This is a genomic window from Gardnerella sp. DNF00753, from assembly GCF_049244275.1.
In the GTDB taxonomy this organism is placed as follows: Bacteria; Actinomycetota; Actinomycetes; order Actinomycetales; family Bifidobacteriaceae; genus Bifidobacterium; species Bifidobacterium greenwoodii.
Window position 1 is genome coordinate 206,699 of sequence record NZ_CP058393.1, and the last position, 15,069, is coordinate 221,767.

The 15,069-nt window shown below is 44.8% G+C and carries 12 protein-coding genes and 1 pseudogene; 12 read left to right on the forward strand and 1 reads right to left on the reverse strand.

All coding sequences use genetic code 11. The annotated features are described in order from the left end of the window. Positions 1 to 32: 32 nt before the first annotated feature. The 7 genes from pstC (at position 33) to HXT33_RS00940 (ending at position 7,306) form a co-directional block, all read left to right on the forward strand. Entirely contained in the window at positions 33 to 1,037 is a 1,005-nt protein-coding gene (gene pstC, locus HXT33_RS00910) for a phosphate ABC transporter permease subunit PstC (protein WP_116794347.1), read from the forward strand. After that, positions 1,038 to 2,099, forward strand: a complete 1,062-nt coding sequence (gene pstA, locus HXT33_RS00915) for a phosphate ABC transporter permease PstA (protein ID WP_116794346.1) — start codon at positions 1,038 to 1,040, stop codon at positions 2,097 to 2,099. It begins immediately after the preceding gene. Between the two features lie 51 nt (positions 2,100 to 2,150). After that, positions 2,151 to 2,930: a phosphate ABC transporter ATP-binding protein PstB gene (gene pstB / locus HXT33_RS00920; protein ID WP_004129551.1), complete on the forward strand. Its 780-nt coding sequence runs from the start codon at positions 2,151 to 2,153 to the stop codon at positions 2,928 to 2,930. 253 nt (positions 2,931 to 3,183) lie between these two features. After that, entirely contained in the window at positions 3,184 to 4,578 is a 1,395-nt protein-coding gene (locus tag HXT33_RS00925; protein ID WP_308583281.1) for an NCS2 family permease, read from the forward strand. Positions 4,579 to 4,958: 380 nt separating this feature from the next. Further along, positions 4,959 to 5,480 (forward strand): 50S ribosomal protein L10, encoded by a 522-nt coding sequence (rplJ, locus tag HXT33_RS00930; protein ID WP_004129547.1) that lies wholly within the window; start codon positions 4,959 to 4,961, stop codon positions 5,478 to 5,480. A gap of 97 nt (positions 5,481 to 5,577) precedes the next feature. Next, complete coding sequence (gene rplL, locus HXT33_RS00935; RefSeq protein WP_004134236.1) at positions 5,578 to 5,958, forward strand: 50S ribosomal protein L7/L12; 381 nt, start codon at positions 5,578 to 5,580, stop codon at positions 5,956 to 5,958. A gap of 589 nt (positions 5,959 to 6,547) precedes the next feature. Next, positions 6,548 to 7,306 (forward strand): hypothetical protein, encoded by a 759-nt coding sequence (locus HXT33_RS00940; protein ID WP_421787167.1) that lies wholly within the window; start codon positions 6,548 to 6,550, stop codon positions 7,304 to 7,306. A 338-nt stretch (positions 7,307 to 7,644) separates the two neighbouring features. On the opposite strand, the pseudogene HXT33_RS00945 reads toward HXT33_RS00940, so the two are convergent. Beyond that, positions 7,645 to 7,809: pseudogene (locus tag HXT33_RS00945) on the reverse strand (ATPase); the annotation flags it as partial. Positions 7,810 to 8,183: 374 nt separating this feature from the next. Here HXT33_RS00945 and HXT33_RS00950 point away from each other — a divergent pair. The 5 genes from HXT33_RS00950 (at position 8,184) to HXT33_RS00970 (ending at position 14,836) form a co-directional block, all read left to right on the forward strand. Beyond that, positions 8,184 to 9,614: an FHA domain-containing protein gene (locus tag HXT33_RS00950; protein ID WP_421787169.1), complete on the forward strand. Its 1,431-nt coding sequence runs from the start codon at positions 8,184 to 8,186 to the stop codon at positions 9,612 to 9,614. A 16-nt stretch (positions 9,615 to 9,630) separates the two neighbouring features. Next, positions 9,631 to 13,380: a helicase gene (locus tag HXT33_RS00955; protein WP_421787171.1), complete on the forward strand. Its 3,750-nt coding sequence runs from the start codon at positions 9,631 to 9,633 to the stop codon at positions 13,378 to 13,380. Next, the gene (locus HXT33_RS00960; RefSeq protein WP_004127727.1) at positions 13,377 to 13,583 is read left to right on the forward strand and encodes a hypothetical protein; all 207 of its coding nucleotides are present in this window, start codon (positions 13,377 to 13,379) and stop codon (positions 13,581 to 13,583) included. Before HXT33_RS00955 ends, HXT33_RS00960 begins: the two co-directional genes overlap by 4 nt. Before the next feature lie 120 nt (positions 13,584 to 13,703). Next, positions 13,704 to 13,880 carry an FmdB family zinc ribbon protein gene (locus HXT33_RS00965; protein WP_029600038.1) on the forward strand — a complete coding sequence of 59 codons (177 nt, stop codon included), beginning with the start codon at positions 13,704 to 13,706 and terminating at the stop codon, positions 13,878 to 13,880. A 197-nt stretch (positions 13,881 to 14,077) separates the two neighbouring features. Further along, positions 14,078 to 14,836, forward strand: a complete 759-nt coding sequence (locus tag HXT33_RS00970; RefSeq protein WP_419389096.1) for a hypothetical protein — start codon at positions 14,078 to 14,080, stop codon at positions 14,834 to 14,836. Positions 14,837 to 15,069 lie beyond the last annotated feature (233 nt).

Consider the following 15,069-nt stretch of genomic DNA (forward strand, 5'->3'; position numbering starts at 1 on the left):
TTATGAAAAATATCAGTTAAAAAGGAGAATGATTGAGTTCTACGAAAAATGCAGCAGCAGTTGCGGATAGCGCAAGCGAAGCTACTCAAGTTTCTGAGAGTAATAGCAAAAATTGTGCAGGCACTCATTTTGCAGACCGTCTTTTTAAAGGCGTGGCTGCAAGCTGTGGAATGCTGATTTTGCTTGTGCTGACTGCAGTTGCAGTATTCCTGCTGTTTCGCGCGTGGCCGCTAATAAGCGGGAATCATGCGCAGGTAAGTCGCGTATTTTCCGACTTTACTGGCGGTAAAGCGCACGATTTTATAAGCTACGTAGCTCCGCTTATTTTTGGTACGGTGCTTATGTCTGCGCTCGCGCTGCTGTTCGCATTTTTTGTGGCACTCGGCATTGCTCTGTTTATTTCGTATTATGCTCCTAAAAAAATTGTTCCGCTTTTAAGCGGAGTTGTTGATTTGCTTGCTGCAATTCCGTCCGTAATTTATGGTTTGTGGGGCGGATTAGTTTTGGTTCCAGCAATGTATCCGTTCTGGGATTGGGTTTCTAAACTTTTTGGCTGGATTCCGCTATTTTCTGGTCCTGCGGCGAATCCTTCCAGAAGTTCTGCAACAGTTAGCTTAGTTTTAGCTGTTATGATTTTGCCTATTATTACTTCTATGGCTAGAGATATTTTCCAGCAGGCTCCGCGCTTGCAACAGGAAGGTGCGCTTGCTCTTGGCGCTACAAAGTGGGAAATGATTAAGTTAGCTGTTTTGCCGTTTGCAAAGTCTGGTATTGTATCTGCTTCTATGCTTGGCCTTGGTCGCGCTCTTGGTGAAACAATGGCAGTTTTGATGATTTTGTCTCCTGGATTTACTTTTGGAATCAATATTTTCAAGGCTTCCCAAAATCAAACTATTGCCGCAAATATTGCAGCGCAGTATCCGGAAGCGAACGGTCTTGGAGTAAGTGCGCTTATTGCAACCGGCTTAGTTTTGTTTGTTATTTCTTTTGCAGTCAACTTTATTGCTCGCAAAATTACCGGAAAGGCGGGCGCATAAATGGAGAATCAAATTAATAAATCTGCCGCAAGTGCTGTAGATTTTGCTGAAAATAGCGCCGAAAAATCCACTGAAAATCGCGCCGAAAAGTCCGTCGAAAATTCCGCAGCTCCGGTTATTGACTTCAACAAATTCCGTCCAACTAGATCTTCTATAGCCGCGCGTAAACGCAAAGATATGCTTATGCGTGTGCTGATTTTTTTGTCTTTTGTTGTGGCGCTTATTCCGCTTGTTTCTTTGCTTTTAACAACAATTATTAACGGTATTAAGCGCTTAAATCTTGACTTTTTAACGCATAACATGACTTACGTTGTGGGCGGAAATGCTACTGGAACTGGCGGTTACGGTGGCATTTTGCACGCAATTATTGGAACGCTCGAAATAACTTTAGGAGCTATGGTTATTTCGATTCCAATTGGCCTAATGTGTGCTGTTTATTTGGTTGAGTATGCTAGCGGAAATAAAATTTCGCGCATAATTAATCTACTTGTTGACGTTATGAGTGGTATTCCGTCTATTGTCGCCGGTCTGTTTGCTTTTTCTATGTTTGCTCTTCTTGCAGGTCCTGGCACAATCAATGGTTTTGAAGGATCTGTAGCTCTTTCTCTACTTATGATTCCAACGGTTGTTAAATCTTCTCAAGAAATGCTAAAAATTGTGCCGAACGATTTGCGCGAGGCTGCCTTAGCTCTGGGCGTAACCAAGCAGCGCACAATTACGAAAATTGTTTTGCGCACTGCTCTTCCGGGAATTGTGTCTGGCTGTATTCTTGCAGTTGCGCGAGTTATTGGCGAAACTGCGCCACTTCTTATGGCTTCAGGCTTTATTGCTTCCACGAATTTCAACTTATTCGACGGGCAAATGACTACTTTGCCTGTGTACGTTTACCAGGAATATTCCAAACTTTCTGCAAATTGCCCAGCTAATGCTCCGGCTTCTTGCGTTACAACAATTCCAATGGAGCGCGCTTGGGCTGCGGCTTTAACGCTTATTGTGTTGGTGTTGTTGCTAAATATTTTGGGGCGAGTTGTAGCTCGAGTGTTTTCTGTAAAAGCGAAATAAGGCGAAATAAGGCGAAATAAGGCGAAATAGATTTTAGAAAGCGAGCATAAAATGGGTCAACGAATTGATGTTAAGAACTTAAATATTTACTATGGTGATTTTCTTGCCGTAGAAGACGTAAATATTAATATTGAGCCAAATAAAGTGACGGCTTTTATTGGACCTTCTGGTTGCGGAAAGTCAACAGTTTTGCGCACTTTAGACCGTATGCACGAGATTACGCCGGGAGCGCGCGTAGAAGGCCATGTGCTTCTTGAAGGCCGCGATTTATACGGAAAAGACGTTGACCCTGTGGCAGTTCGCCGAGATGTTGGCATGGTTTTTCAGCGCCCAAATCCTTTCCCAACAATGTCTATTCGAGAAAACGTGCTTGCTGGAGTTCGCCTAAATAATCGAAAAATTGCTAAGCAGGATGCTGACGATTTAGTCGAGTGGGCATTGCGAGGTGCAAACTTGTGGAATGAAGTTAAGGACCGCTTAGATAAGCCTGGAATTGGTCTTTCGGGCGGTCAGCAGCAGCGACTTTGCATCGCTAGAGCTGTGGCCGTGCATCCGCAAGTTTTGCTTATGGATGAGCCTTGCTCGGCGCTGGATCCTATTTCTACGTTGGCTGTAGAAGATTTGATTAACGAGCTTAAAAACGATTACACGATTGTGATTGTGACGCATAATATGCAGCAGGCTGCACGTGTTGCGGATTATACGGCATTCTTTAATTTGAAGGCTGTAGGGCAGCCGGGGCATTTGGAATACTTTGCAGACACGACTACTATGTTCAACAATCCGCGCAATGCCGAAGCTGAGCGTTATATTTCCGGCCGTTTTGGCTGATTTGTTATATACTTTTTTGATTTAAGTGTATTTCCTTGGTCAGCACGTGCGCGTAAGGTCAGAGCTGTTCGGTTGTTCAAAGGTTTCGCAATTTTCATAATTTTATGTGAGATTTTGTGATGCCTTCGTTCTTCCGACGAGTCGCAGTAACCTCTGCGTGAATGCCCAAATGTAATTGCGTACGCGATTGCTCAAGTGCTTTCGCCGCGCTTTTCTGGTCTTTTGCGCTTGTAAACCAAGGAACAGAGAGTATATGGAAAAGTTCTTCCATCTCAAAGAAAACGGCACGAATGTATCAACGGAGATCACTGCAGGTCTCACTACATTCTTCGCAATGTCATATATTATCGTTGTAAATCCAATGATTTTAAGCCAAACTGGAATGCCTAAAGGTGGCGTTTTCCTCGCTACAATCATCGCAGCAATCATTGGTACCCTTGTTATGGGCTTGTTTGCTAACGTGCCTTACGCACAGGCTGCCGGCATGGGTCTTAACGCATTCTTTACTTACACAGTTTGCTTCGGATTGCACTTTACATGGCAAGAGGCCATGTGCATGGTGTTCTTGTGCGGTTTAATTAACATTATTATTACCGTTACAAAAATTCGTAAAATGATTATTCGTGCCATCCCGACTTCGCTTCAGCAAGCAATCGGTGGTGGCATTGGTTTATTTGTGGCCTATGTGGGCATGATGAGCGTTGGTTTGATTACTTTTACTTCCAAGGATCCTGCCGCTGCTGCAAAGAGTAAACCAACTGCTGCTATTCCAGGTCTTGCTGTTATGAATAACCCTGTGCTTTGGTTATTCCTTATTGGACTTCTTTTTGCTATTGTTCTTACAGTTCTTAAAGTTCGCGCAAGCTTGCTTATTACAATTATTGCAACTTCTTTAATTGGTATTCCTTTAGGCTTGACTTCTTTGAACAATGCAGTGTCTGTTACTGACGCTTTTGCTCAGCTCCCAACTACTTTCGGCGCTATTTTTAGCGATAAGGGTTTTGCGTCATTGTTTGCTGATCCTGCTCGTTTGCCGCTTGTGTTGGTAACTATTTTCGCATTCTCAATGTCGGATACTTTTGACACTCTCGGCACCTTTATTGGTACCGGCCGTCGCACTGGTATTTTCTCCGAGGAAGACGAGAAGGCTTTGGAAAACGGCTCCGGCTTTAGCTCCAAGATGGATCGCGCATTGTTTGCTGATTCTATTGCTACTTCCGTTGGCGCAATTTGCGGTACTTCTAACACCACTACTTATGTAGAATCTGCTGCTGGTATTGGTGCAGGTGGTCGTACTGGTTTGACTTCCGTGGTTGTGTCCGTGTGCTTCGCGCTTTCTATTGTTCTTGCGCCTTTTGCTTCTGCTGTTCCTGCAGCAGCAACCGCTGGCGTGCTTGTGGTAGTTGGCTGCATGATGGCAAGCTCTTTGAAGGAAATTGCTTGGGATGATATTTCCGAAGCAATTCCTGCATTCTTTGCTGCTGTATTTATGGCGTTCTCTTACTCCATTTCTTACGGCATCGCTGCAGGCTTCATCATGTACTGCTTAGTTATGACTTGCAAGAAGCGTGCTAAGGAAGTTCATCCAATGCTTTGGATTGTTTCCTTGCTGTTCTTGCTTGATTTCGTTGCTAACGCTGTGCTGTAAAAGTTGCTGATATGTAAGCAATAAACTTAGGTAGCATAAGCTTACATAGCAGTGAAAATAATGTATTTGAGGGTGTGCAATTGCGCGCCCTCTTTTTATTTATAGTTTCCGCATAAATTTTTATTGACATTGTCTTGATTTTGTATTAAACTTGCCCAACGTAAACCACAGACCGTTGGTGGAATCGCAAGATTCCTGAAATTGATGCGTCAGGCCAGCACAGGTTGAGCAAGATTTACAGCGAGTATGTTGTAAGTTTTATTTAGCACTTAGTGTGCTTCGTATGTTGCTCTGCCAGTGCGCAGGGCTTTTTTATTGCCCTGTTTAATTAAGCTTGATGTGTTTCTTTCGAACTGACGGCCGATTTAGGAAGGAACGCCATGAAGAGGCCCGAAAAGGAAGCGGTAGTTGCCGATCTTACGGAACTTTTCCGTAATGCAGACGCTGTCTACCTTACCGAGTACCGCGGGCTTACCGTTCCGCAGATTTCTTCTCTGCGTGAAAAGCTAGGCCGCGATACTTCCTACTCTGTGGCGAAGAACACGCTTGCTCGTATTGCTGCTAAGGAAGCGGGCATTGAAGGTCTTGACGAGCTTCTCGCCGGCCCAACTGCAATCACCTTTGTTAAGGGTGATTTCATTGAGGCTGCTAAGACCTTGCGTGATTTTGCCAAAGAGAATAAGACTCTCGTCATCAAGGGCGGTTTCGCAGATGGAACTGTTTACGATGCCGAAGGTGCAAAGCAGCTTGCAGACTTGAAGTCTCGCCCACAGTTGCTTTCCGAAATGGCCGGCGCGCTCAAGGGCACCATGTCCAAGGCCGCCTACCTGTTCAACGCATTGCCAACCAAGACTGTGCGTACTATCGACGCTTTGCGCGAGAAGCAGGAAAAGGCCGCTTGATTCCCTTGCAGCTTGCTGCATGAGACCAACCAATAATAAAAATGTTATGGTCGTAAGGCACACCGTGTGCCTGGCCAAGTAAGAAAGGAAGCCAATTATGGCTAAGCTCACTAGTGAAGAGCTTCTTGAAGCTTTTGGTGAAATGACCCTCGTTGAGCTCTCTGAGTTCGTCAAGGCCTTTGAAGAGAAGTTCGACGTCGAGGCTGCTGCCCCTGTCGCCGCTGTTGCCGCTGCTCCAGCTGCTGCTGGCGCTGCTGAGGAAGAGAAGGACGAGTTCGACGTCATTCTTACCGCTGCTGGCGACAAGAAGATTGCAGTCATCAAGGCTGTTCGCGCTTTGACCAACCTCGGCTTGGCTGAAGCTAAGGCTCTCGTTGACGGCGCTCCAAAGCCAGTTCTCGAGAAGGCTAAGAAGGAAGATGCTGAGAAGGCTAAGGCTGCCCTCGAAGAGGCCGGCGCTTCCGTGGAACTTAAGTAGTTCTAGCTTTTTATTGCTTTGCGCGTAACGCAGTTTTGTGCGTGTGTGCATAGTGAATATGGCGGTAGGTTTTGTACCTGCCGCCTTTTTTGTTGCGCGTTTGCTGCTTGTGTGTGTGGGGGGGGGCAGCTTGTGTGGGTGCTGCTTGCTGGTGTGATGTGACCTAAACTGCTCAGCGGTGAGTAGTTTGGGTCGTGTGTGAAGGCGACCTCCGCGCGTGTCGCGGGGAAAGTGGTGGTTTTTCAAGGGTTTGCGGGTGGCGAGGGGGAGCTGCCGCGAGTTTTCTGAGAGTTTTCTGAGAAAAATCTTTGAAAATCGTGAAATAGTATTTTTTACGATTAAACAGTGCTGTTTGGCGTATTTTTTGTGGTTTTACGCGCTTTTACTTGAATATTTTTGTAATTTTGTTGATATTTTCTGTGTTGGACGCTTATTTTTGCTCTTGACTTTTTCGAACGGGGGGGGGGTATGTTAATAACAGCTTTCAGCTAGATGCTCTATCTGAAAGTTATCCACAAGAGATTGATTTTGTGGGTTTATGTTTTTCACTGCGTTTTAAGCGTGGTGGAGAAGAAGAAAGGAAAATATTATGTTTAACAAGAAGGCTATCGCCGCACTCGCTGCTGGCGCCACCCTCGTTTCCGGCTTGGCTTTCGCCGCCCCAGCTTTCGCTGCAGGTTTTTCTGGCTATGGTTCCGGCACTAATGGTGACGTTACTAAGCACGGCACTACTGAACAGCTCGGTGATACTACTCAGACTGATTCTCCAAAAACTCCTACTAAGGCTAGCGACATGCGTTTTGGTGAAGCTTCCAAGTTCGATGAAAAGGGCATTAAGGCTACAGATTATCCAGCATACGAGAACCCAGTTTACAACGAGGGTTACAATCCTGAGTATTCCAAGCATGCTGGTGCTGTAGAAGCTAAGAACAATGAGCTTGTTCGCTTGTACAACAAGAAGATTGAAAAGATTTACGCATGTGGCACTGCAGATGCGCTTATTGAAGATAAGGCTAAGTGCGTTGCTGAGATGGAGAAGGAGAAGGAGAACTTCGTTAACAACCGTCTCCCAAGCCTTTCTACTGAGGATGTTTACGGCCCACGCGATTCCAAGAACCGCACCGTAATGAAGTCTCATCGTCCAATCGATGGAGATAAGGCTCCAGCTAAGGCTCCAGCTAAGGCTGCTGCTCCAGCTGCTGCCGCTCCAGCTAAGGCTGCTGCTAAGGCTGAAGCTAAGAAGGCTGCTGCTCCATTGGCTAAGACCGGTGCTGCTGTAGCTTTGGCTGCTGTTGCTGCTTCCGTGCTTGCTGGCATGGGTGCTGCTCTTCGCAAGATCCGTCACTAAGCTTTTAACACGTTAATCGTGTTGATTGTTTAATGATTTGTGAGCGTGCCGTATGTGAGTATGGTGCGCTCACTTGTTAAATCTTTCACTCAACGTGCTGTAAGGGCTTTATGTTCTTGCAGCGGGTTTGCTTTCGGGCTTTTGCATGATTCTACTGTTTTGCCAAATCTCTTTCTTCACGGTAGTGTTGTGCGCTGGCTTTCGGGGGCGTGACTGTTGAGTGTTTGGCTGGCTTGTTTGTTAGGGAAACGAGTCGGTTTTGTTAAAGGGCTTGGGTTTGGTGCTACTAGGGGCATCAGGCTCCAAGCCCTTTCTTCGTATGCGTTCCACTGTTTGGCTCAATTTGTTTCGAGAAGCCATTGCGCTATGTCTATTACGCGGATTCCTTCAATGTCGTAAGCATCATGACGCGTATTTGCAAGCAGGATTTTAGGGTAAGAGTCTTTTATTGCTTTTAGTGGCGAAAGTTCGCGCTCCAATGTGGAATCATCGCTAATATTATTTTCGGAATAGTAGTATTTTTCACTTTTGAAAGTAGATACGTATTTTCACTTTCAAAACTGTAATATTTTTTAAGTTTTGAAAGTGGTGTTTGTTATAGCGCCAACTTAAACTTACGAAAAATCAAAGTTTAAGACATAGTATTTATAAGTTTAGGTCGCTTTTGCGGAAGATTTCGACCTAAACAGCACGCGCGCGAGTAGTTTATGTCGCCTACGCAAGAAAATCCGACCAAAACAGCGCAGCGGTGAGTAGTTTATGCCTCTCGCGTAAATATGTAATATTTTTATGCGAAAAATCAATAAAAACTAGCGCAATATACACAAAGCATGACACAATAGAAGGTAGTGTGTGTTTTCTGAAGGGAGCAGATCACGTGAGTGAGCGACAAGTCGTGCAGCGCTGGATGATTACAGTAGGTGGTGTTGAGCAGGCGCGCGTTGGAGCAGGTCAGTCGGTTGAGATTGGTCGAAAGCCTATACGCCCATTGCGTGAAGATGGATTTAAGCGCATTGACATAGTAGATAATAAGCGTTCTATGTCTAAGCGCCACGCGCTACTCATTGTTGATCCTAAAGGCGTGGCAACAATACGCGATTTACATTCAACAAACGGAACTTACTTAGTTGGCTCAAATGGTGATTTGTTGCGACTTGACCCAGATGTTGATTTCCAGCTTCCAGACAGTTTAATGCGAATGCAGTTTGGTGATGTTCCTGTTGATTTTGTGCGCGTAGAAGATGAAGTTCAGGAAGAAGAGACTAGTAATGTGCGTGACTTGTTCTCTTATGCCACTGATGATGAAAAGCATGAAGAACCTGCCGCGTCTGGTTTGTCGGTAGATCAGATTCTTGATTTGCGCGCGGGCGAGCCGACTGGAATTTTCCACGCACAGTCAGTGTCGGAACCTGGATTGTCTTGGCAAAAAGGCAAATCTATTAAGGATGCGCTTGAGGGTAGTGCATCGGTTGATAATGCGTCTGTTGATTCTGCGTCGGTTGATTCAGATTCGATCAATGCTGCACCAATTAATCACGATGTAACAGTTCCTGTTGTTTTGGAGCAGCAGGAAGCGCCTGTTGAGCCGCGTAATTTGTTTGCGGATGCTCGAGCGGAAAGTGAAAATGCTCAAGCAGAGAGCGAAAATGCTCAAGTTGCGCAATCTCAAGCAGAACTGCTTCAAGCAGAACCGCTTAATGTAGAGCCTCTTCAGGCAGAGCAATCTCAAGCAGAATCTGCTCAAGCTGAGTCCTATGAAGTCGAATCAGATAAAGTTGAATCAGCTGAAGTCGAATCATCTGAAATTGAATCGACTGAAACAGAACCAGCTGAAGTCGAGCCTTCCCAAACCGCATCAAATCCATTAGAAGGTAATCGATATTACTTAACTCACGAAGACTCTAATAAAGCGTACGAAAATTACACAAATATAGGTCCGCTTGATTCGCGCTTCACAGCCACAAGTATTGATATTAGCGATATTAGTGGTATTGATTCCGACGCATCTTATACTCCTGCTTTTGAACCAGGATCCGTATTTGAGAAAGTATCAAAAGGTGAATTTGACGCTCAGCAAAATATTGTAGAAGCTGGCGGATTCACTTCTAAAGAAGCAGAAGAAAGCACAGATTTTTCAAAGCAATTTGAGATGGCTCAACATTCCGAATTGCTGCCATACTTAGCGTCAAATCCTGGATTGTACGACGACTTATACGCTTGGCTTGCAGCACAAGGCAATGCGGATGTAGATGCAGCACTTGCGCGTAACAGCGGTTATAGTGCATACCGTAAAGCTATTGAACAGTAAGTGAGTAGGTGGGAAAATGAGTGAGGCAAACAGCGAGCAGAATGGCGAGCAAAACGTTGAGCAAAGAAGTGAGCTGAACGTTGATCAAAATGTTGAGAACAGCGTTGATCAAAACAATGCACGAGTAAGTGCTCGAAGCAGCGCAATCAAAAATATTGTTGCTTGGAAGCAGCAGTATCAGTCTCAGCTATCTCCTTCTCCGCTAGAAGATATTACGCAACTTGCAGCGCAATTAGAGCTTACTCACGCGCATCCTTCTGGAATAGCGCAACTTTTTGCAAGTGGAAAAGTAACGTTAAAAGCTTTATTCCGCGATGCTGGAATGTTGCGTGCTGCTGGGCGTAGATTGGATCGCGTTTTTGAGGATCGCGACGCAAAAGCGCACGAAAGCGGCGTATCTGAGCTTTCTTTGGTTGTTGGAGTTGCATCGTGGAATGGTAATCATGTTCCAGTTCTCACATACCCGGTGCATGTAGTTCGTGATACTAATCAAGACGAAACTGCAGCAACTATTTACTTCTCCGGTAGCGTTGGGCTAAACCATGCGCTTGTTCAGCGTTTGAGTGCTCGCGGAGTTGAGCTTCGTGAGGACGTGCTGTTTGACGGTTCTCAATACGAAAGCGGAACTCCAGAAACTTCTGTTGTTTTTGATGCTATTTGCAAGAAAGCACGCACTTCTTTCCCAGATTTCGACATTGAGCGAGATATTGTACTTGGATGCTTTACGGATGCAGGATCTCGTTTTGTGGCAGAAAGTGAGCAAATTCTTAACGCTTTACAGTCCGGCAATGTTGGGAATACGCTTATTGACGCTATGGCAGGAGATGAGCGTTCAATACAAGCGATTAATGCTGATAATAAGCCGGAATATAGTCCTTTTGATGCAGACCCACATGGTGAGTGCGAAGTTGGAGATGTTGACAACACCGTTCGCTATGCTGCAGATCTTGTTTCTTCCGGAAACTCGTTATTCGTTAATATTGATTCCGGTTCGGATTCGGCCGCTATTGCTGCCGCAATCGCTTCACGCTCGGTTCTTGCAGGACGCTCAGTTTTGTATGTGCCAAATGTGATTGAACAACAGCGTAGATTCCGTTATACGCTTAATACGCATGAAATTTCTTCACTAGCATTAGACGTTGCAGATGGGCACATTGCTAAGCATGTTGATTCGCAGCTTATTTCTGCAGTTGGAGCGCGTCAAAGCGTTGCAACATCGCGTTTTGAGCAGGTTGCCGACGAATTAGTTGGTGTGCGCTCGCGTCTTACTCGCTATTTAGGTGACCTTCACGGAGTTAATGAAACTTGGGGAGTGTCGGCGTATCAAACAATACAAAATCTTGCTGCAATTGCTATGCTACCAACGCATCCTTCTACGCACGTGCGTTTAGACGTTGCTGCAGCACATGCAATTACTGGTCAAATCGATACTTGGTTGCAAAAATTCCATCAAGCGGACGAGCTTGGTGAATTTAATATTAATCCTGAAGATACTCCGTGGTTTGGCGCTTCTATTTACGACGAAAACGAAGCTGTATCGGTGTATCAGCGAATAGTAGACGTTCTTCTTAAGCTACTTCCTGCTACTCGCGAGCAGGTTAAAAGCACTGTTCAAAGCTGCGGTTTCCCTGTTCCAACAACTGCGCGCGAATGGAGCAGACAAGTTACTGTTTTGAAGAATTTGCGACGCGTACTCGATGTGTTCCAACCTGAAATTTTTGAGCGTGATTTGGACGCAATGATTGAAGCTAGTAAGCCGAAAGCTGTTAGAAAAGCTGAAGGCACGATTATGGGCTTCTGGGAGCGTCGCCGTCACGTGCGTGAAGCGCGTAGTTTGCTTAGAGTTGGAGCTAAGGTTGACGACTTGCATGAAGCTTTGAAGATTGTTTCTCAGCAGGCTGCTCAGTGGCGTACTTTTGTGCCTCACGGCGGATGGCCTGTTTTGCCGCCAAAATTAGACGAATTGGTAAATACTCAAGAAGTATTATCTAGGAATCTGGTGGCTCTTGACGCAGTATTATCTACGACTCGTCAAGGTGCAGATCTTGAAAATATTGAGTTTGCGCAGCTTGAGTCACGTTTGCAGGATTTGCACGACGATCGCGCATCTCTTGATACTCTTCCAGGTCGCTGCAAGTTGGAAAGTGAATTCAGCAAGGCTGGTTTGCTTGATTTAGTAAGCGATTTGCGTCATCGTCATGTTACAGGAGATGCTCTTGACGGCGAATTGCAGCTTGCTTGGTGGACTACAGTTTTTGAAGATATTGTTAATTCTTCTGCGATTATTTCGCATCAAGATGGTTCTGCTATGCAGGATGCTTCGGATCGTTTTGTACAAGTAGATACTGAGCATGTGCGTTCTATTGGCCCAATGGTTCAGCAAGAAGCTATGAGGCATTTGTGCGAATTGCTGTTCTCGCATACTCAGGAAGCAAATCAACTGCACACTATGCTTGCAAGCAACCGTTCCGGAATAACATTTAATAAGCTTTTGCGCAATTATGCCGAGATTCTGCTTGCTGCAAAGCCAATCTTAGTGGCTATGCCATCAACGCTTACTATGATGACTCCGCTTAGCACCATTGCAGACACTGTAATTATTGATTCTGCAGAGCATATATCAAATATTGAACTATTCTCTATTTTGGCTCGCGCTTCGCAAGTAGTTGTTCTTGCGCATAAGCAGACTGTAAGCTCCGAAAGCTTGCGTAAGCTTATTTCTATTCTGCCGTCTGTTACAGTTGTTTCTCGCGCTACAAGGCGTTCCTTGCGCTTGGCTCGATTCTTGGAAGAACACGGTTACGGAAAGTTGCGTCACGATGTTCCTATTGAACGCTTGCAAGGAAAGGTGCGTTTGCACCAGGTTGATGCTACGGGAGTTCCAGTGCTGTCTTCCGGACTGATTGAAAGCAGTCAGCGCGAAATTGACGAAGTAGTTGAGCTTATTCGTCAGCGCGCGAAGACTTTCACTGTTGTTCCTTCAAGCTACATGCTTGTGGTTGTGACTTTAACAAACGTATTCCGCAGTCGTTTGGGTGCGGAATTGAAGTCTTTGTCTATTAAAGATGAAAATATGGCTCGATTCTTGCGTCATGTGCGTTTAATGAGTGTTCACGAAGCTTCCGGAGCTATTGCTACGGATGTTATTCTGTCTCTGTGCTACGCAAAAACTTCTCACGGACGTTTGCTCCAGCAATTTGGTTTGTTGGAAGAAGAAGGCGGCAAGGGTATGCTTTTGGATTCGCTTGCTTTGGCTCGTAGGCATCTTGATATTGTTAGCGCATTTACTTCCAAAGATATGGATGATGAGCGTTTGCATCAGGATGGTCCAAAGCTGCTTAAGACTTTGTTGCAGTGGGCTGAGCAGTTAAGCGATAAGCCTTTGCGTCCGGAAGATGCTCATGATATTGAAGCGCAAGTTGCTGCTGAATCTGCTCAAAATAATGTGCTATTTACTGATTTAGCTGAGCGTATTCGTTCGCGCGGATTAAATGTAGCGGTTAATTATGGTTTCGATAACGGCGTTCGTATTCCGCTTGTTGTCGGTCTTGCAGATAAGCCGTTTGCTTTGGCTGTGCTTACTGACGATGCTCAATTTATGAGTGTTCAGTCCACTCGTGAACGTCATCGTATGATGATTCAAGATTTGGAAGCTCTTGGATGGTCTGTTATGACTGTTTGGAGCGTTGGTGCATTCGTTAATCCAGAAAAAGAAGTTGACCGCGTTGTTTCAAGGCTCGGCGAATTGTATGGTGACAACGAATGAGCGATTATGATCCTAATCGACGCTCTCCGCGCAAATCTGTAAGAGTAGTGCGTGAAGGCTCTGAGCTTTTTGATGCCGATGGCGTAAAACTAGAGCCTTCTGATGAACTTACGAAAGAGCAGCGTGCTTTGGATGACGATAATCGCATTTTAAGCGAGCTTCCTCCGCATTGGGCTGTGTTTTCTGAGCGCGGGCGAAACTAGTTGTGCTCGCTAATTTGCAAATAAACTTATGTGTTTGCCTCGGCTGTCACGGCGTATAATAGGATATTTGAAGGAACAGTAAGTTTTTTGTCTTATATTTGTGAAACTTCGGAGGAACTTTTGCCTACTTATCATTACCGTTGTAAAGAATGCGGATACGATTTTTCTGAACATCAATCATTTTCGGATGAACCTATTACCATTTGCCCTCAGTGCGGCAAAAACACTGTTCGCAAAGTGTATTCTGCTCCTCCAATCAATTTTAAAGGCAAAGGCTTTTACAGAACTGATAAGTAAATAAAAGCATTTTATTTGCGTTTTGCTTGCACTTTAGTTGCGCGTTGATAGGTTTTATCCACAACGCGCAATTTTTATTGCGTGACTCTTTTGCTTACGTAAAAATGCATGTTATGAGTACAAGTTTTTCTTTATTCTCGGGGTTTCAACGTTCCGATAGCTCTAGCGCATTGATTAAGAGGCGCCAACACGATTTTGTGCGGAAAATTATTGTTATTTTATGCGCGGCAATTGTGTCTTTGCTAGTTGTATCTACAATTATTGATTCCCAAGCTACGCAAGTAATACCAGTAGCTGCTCGTAATATTCATCAAGGATCTAAGATCCGCGAAACGGATGTTAATTACATTCGAGTTCCGCAACATTCTGTGTTTCGTTATGCGCTTGCTGGGCGAGTAAACTCGCGCAATCTGCTTATTGCAACTTGCGAAATCAAAACTGGTATGCCAATTTTGCAAAATGCTGTAAGTCATTTGCCGAATATTCCTGAAGGTTTTACTTCGATTTCAGTGCATTTATCTAGCGCAGATCACACGATAATACCCGGAGAAGAGGTAGATCTTGCTTTTAGTAAGCCTTTGCAAGACGAGGGCGAAAAGTCGGATGATTCTACGAAAAATGATGAAAATACGCAGGAAGCCGGCGGTTCTGCAAGTAAAAGTAGTAAAAGTAGTAAAAATAGCGAGAATGTCGAAAATAGTAAAAATAGCGAAAGTAGCGACGAAGAATCTGAAGAAACTGAAGAAACTGATATTACGCAGATTGATAGAAGGTATGTAGATGTTGTTAATCACGTTATTGTAATGCGAATAGCTAAAAGTCAACAATCTTCTCAAGATCAGCAGAATACTACGACTCTTGCCATGCCTGCTGCAGATGCTTTACGTTTGTTGCAAGCTCAGTCTGTGAATCCTTCACTTGCGATTGTTGCTATGAAGCACGTTAATAACCGTTAGTGTTAACACAGCATATTGTGTGAAGAAAGATGGCATATTCCCACATTTTGGCGACACGCCGACGCGTTTATATTGCTACACATCCTTAGACGTCTTTATATTAATAGATATGGGTTATGAATCGGTTAGCGCACTAATTGTGTTAATCATCCTCGTAGCCTTATGGTTCGGGTGGTTGCCTAAACGCACGGTTAATGGCATGAAGACCATGCTTGAGCATCGCGAGGATAGGT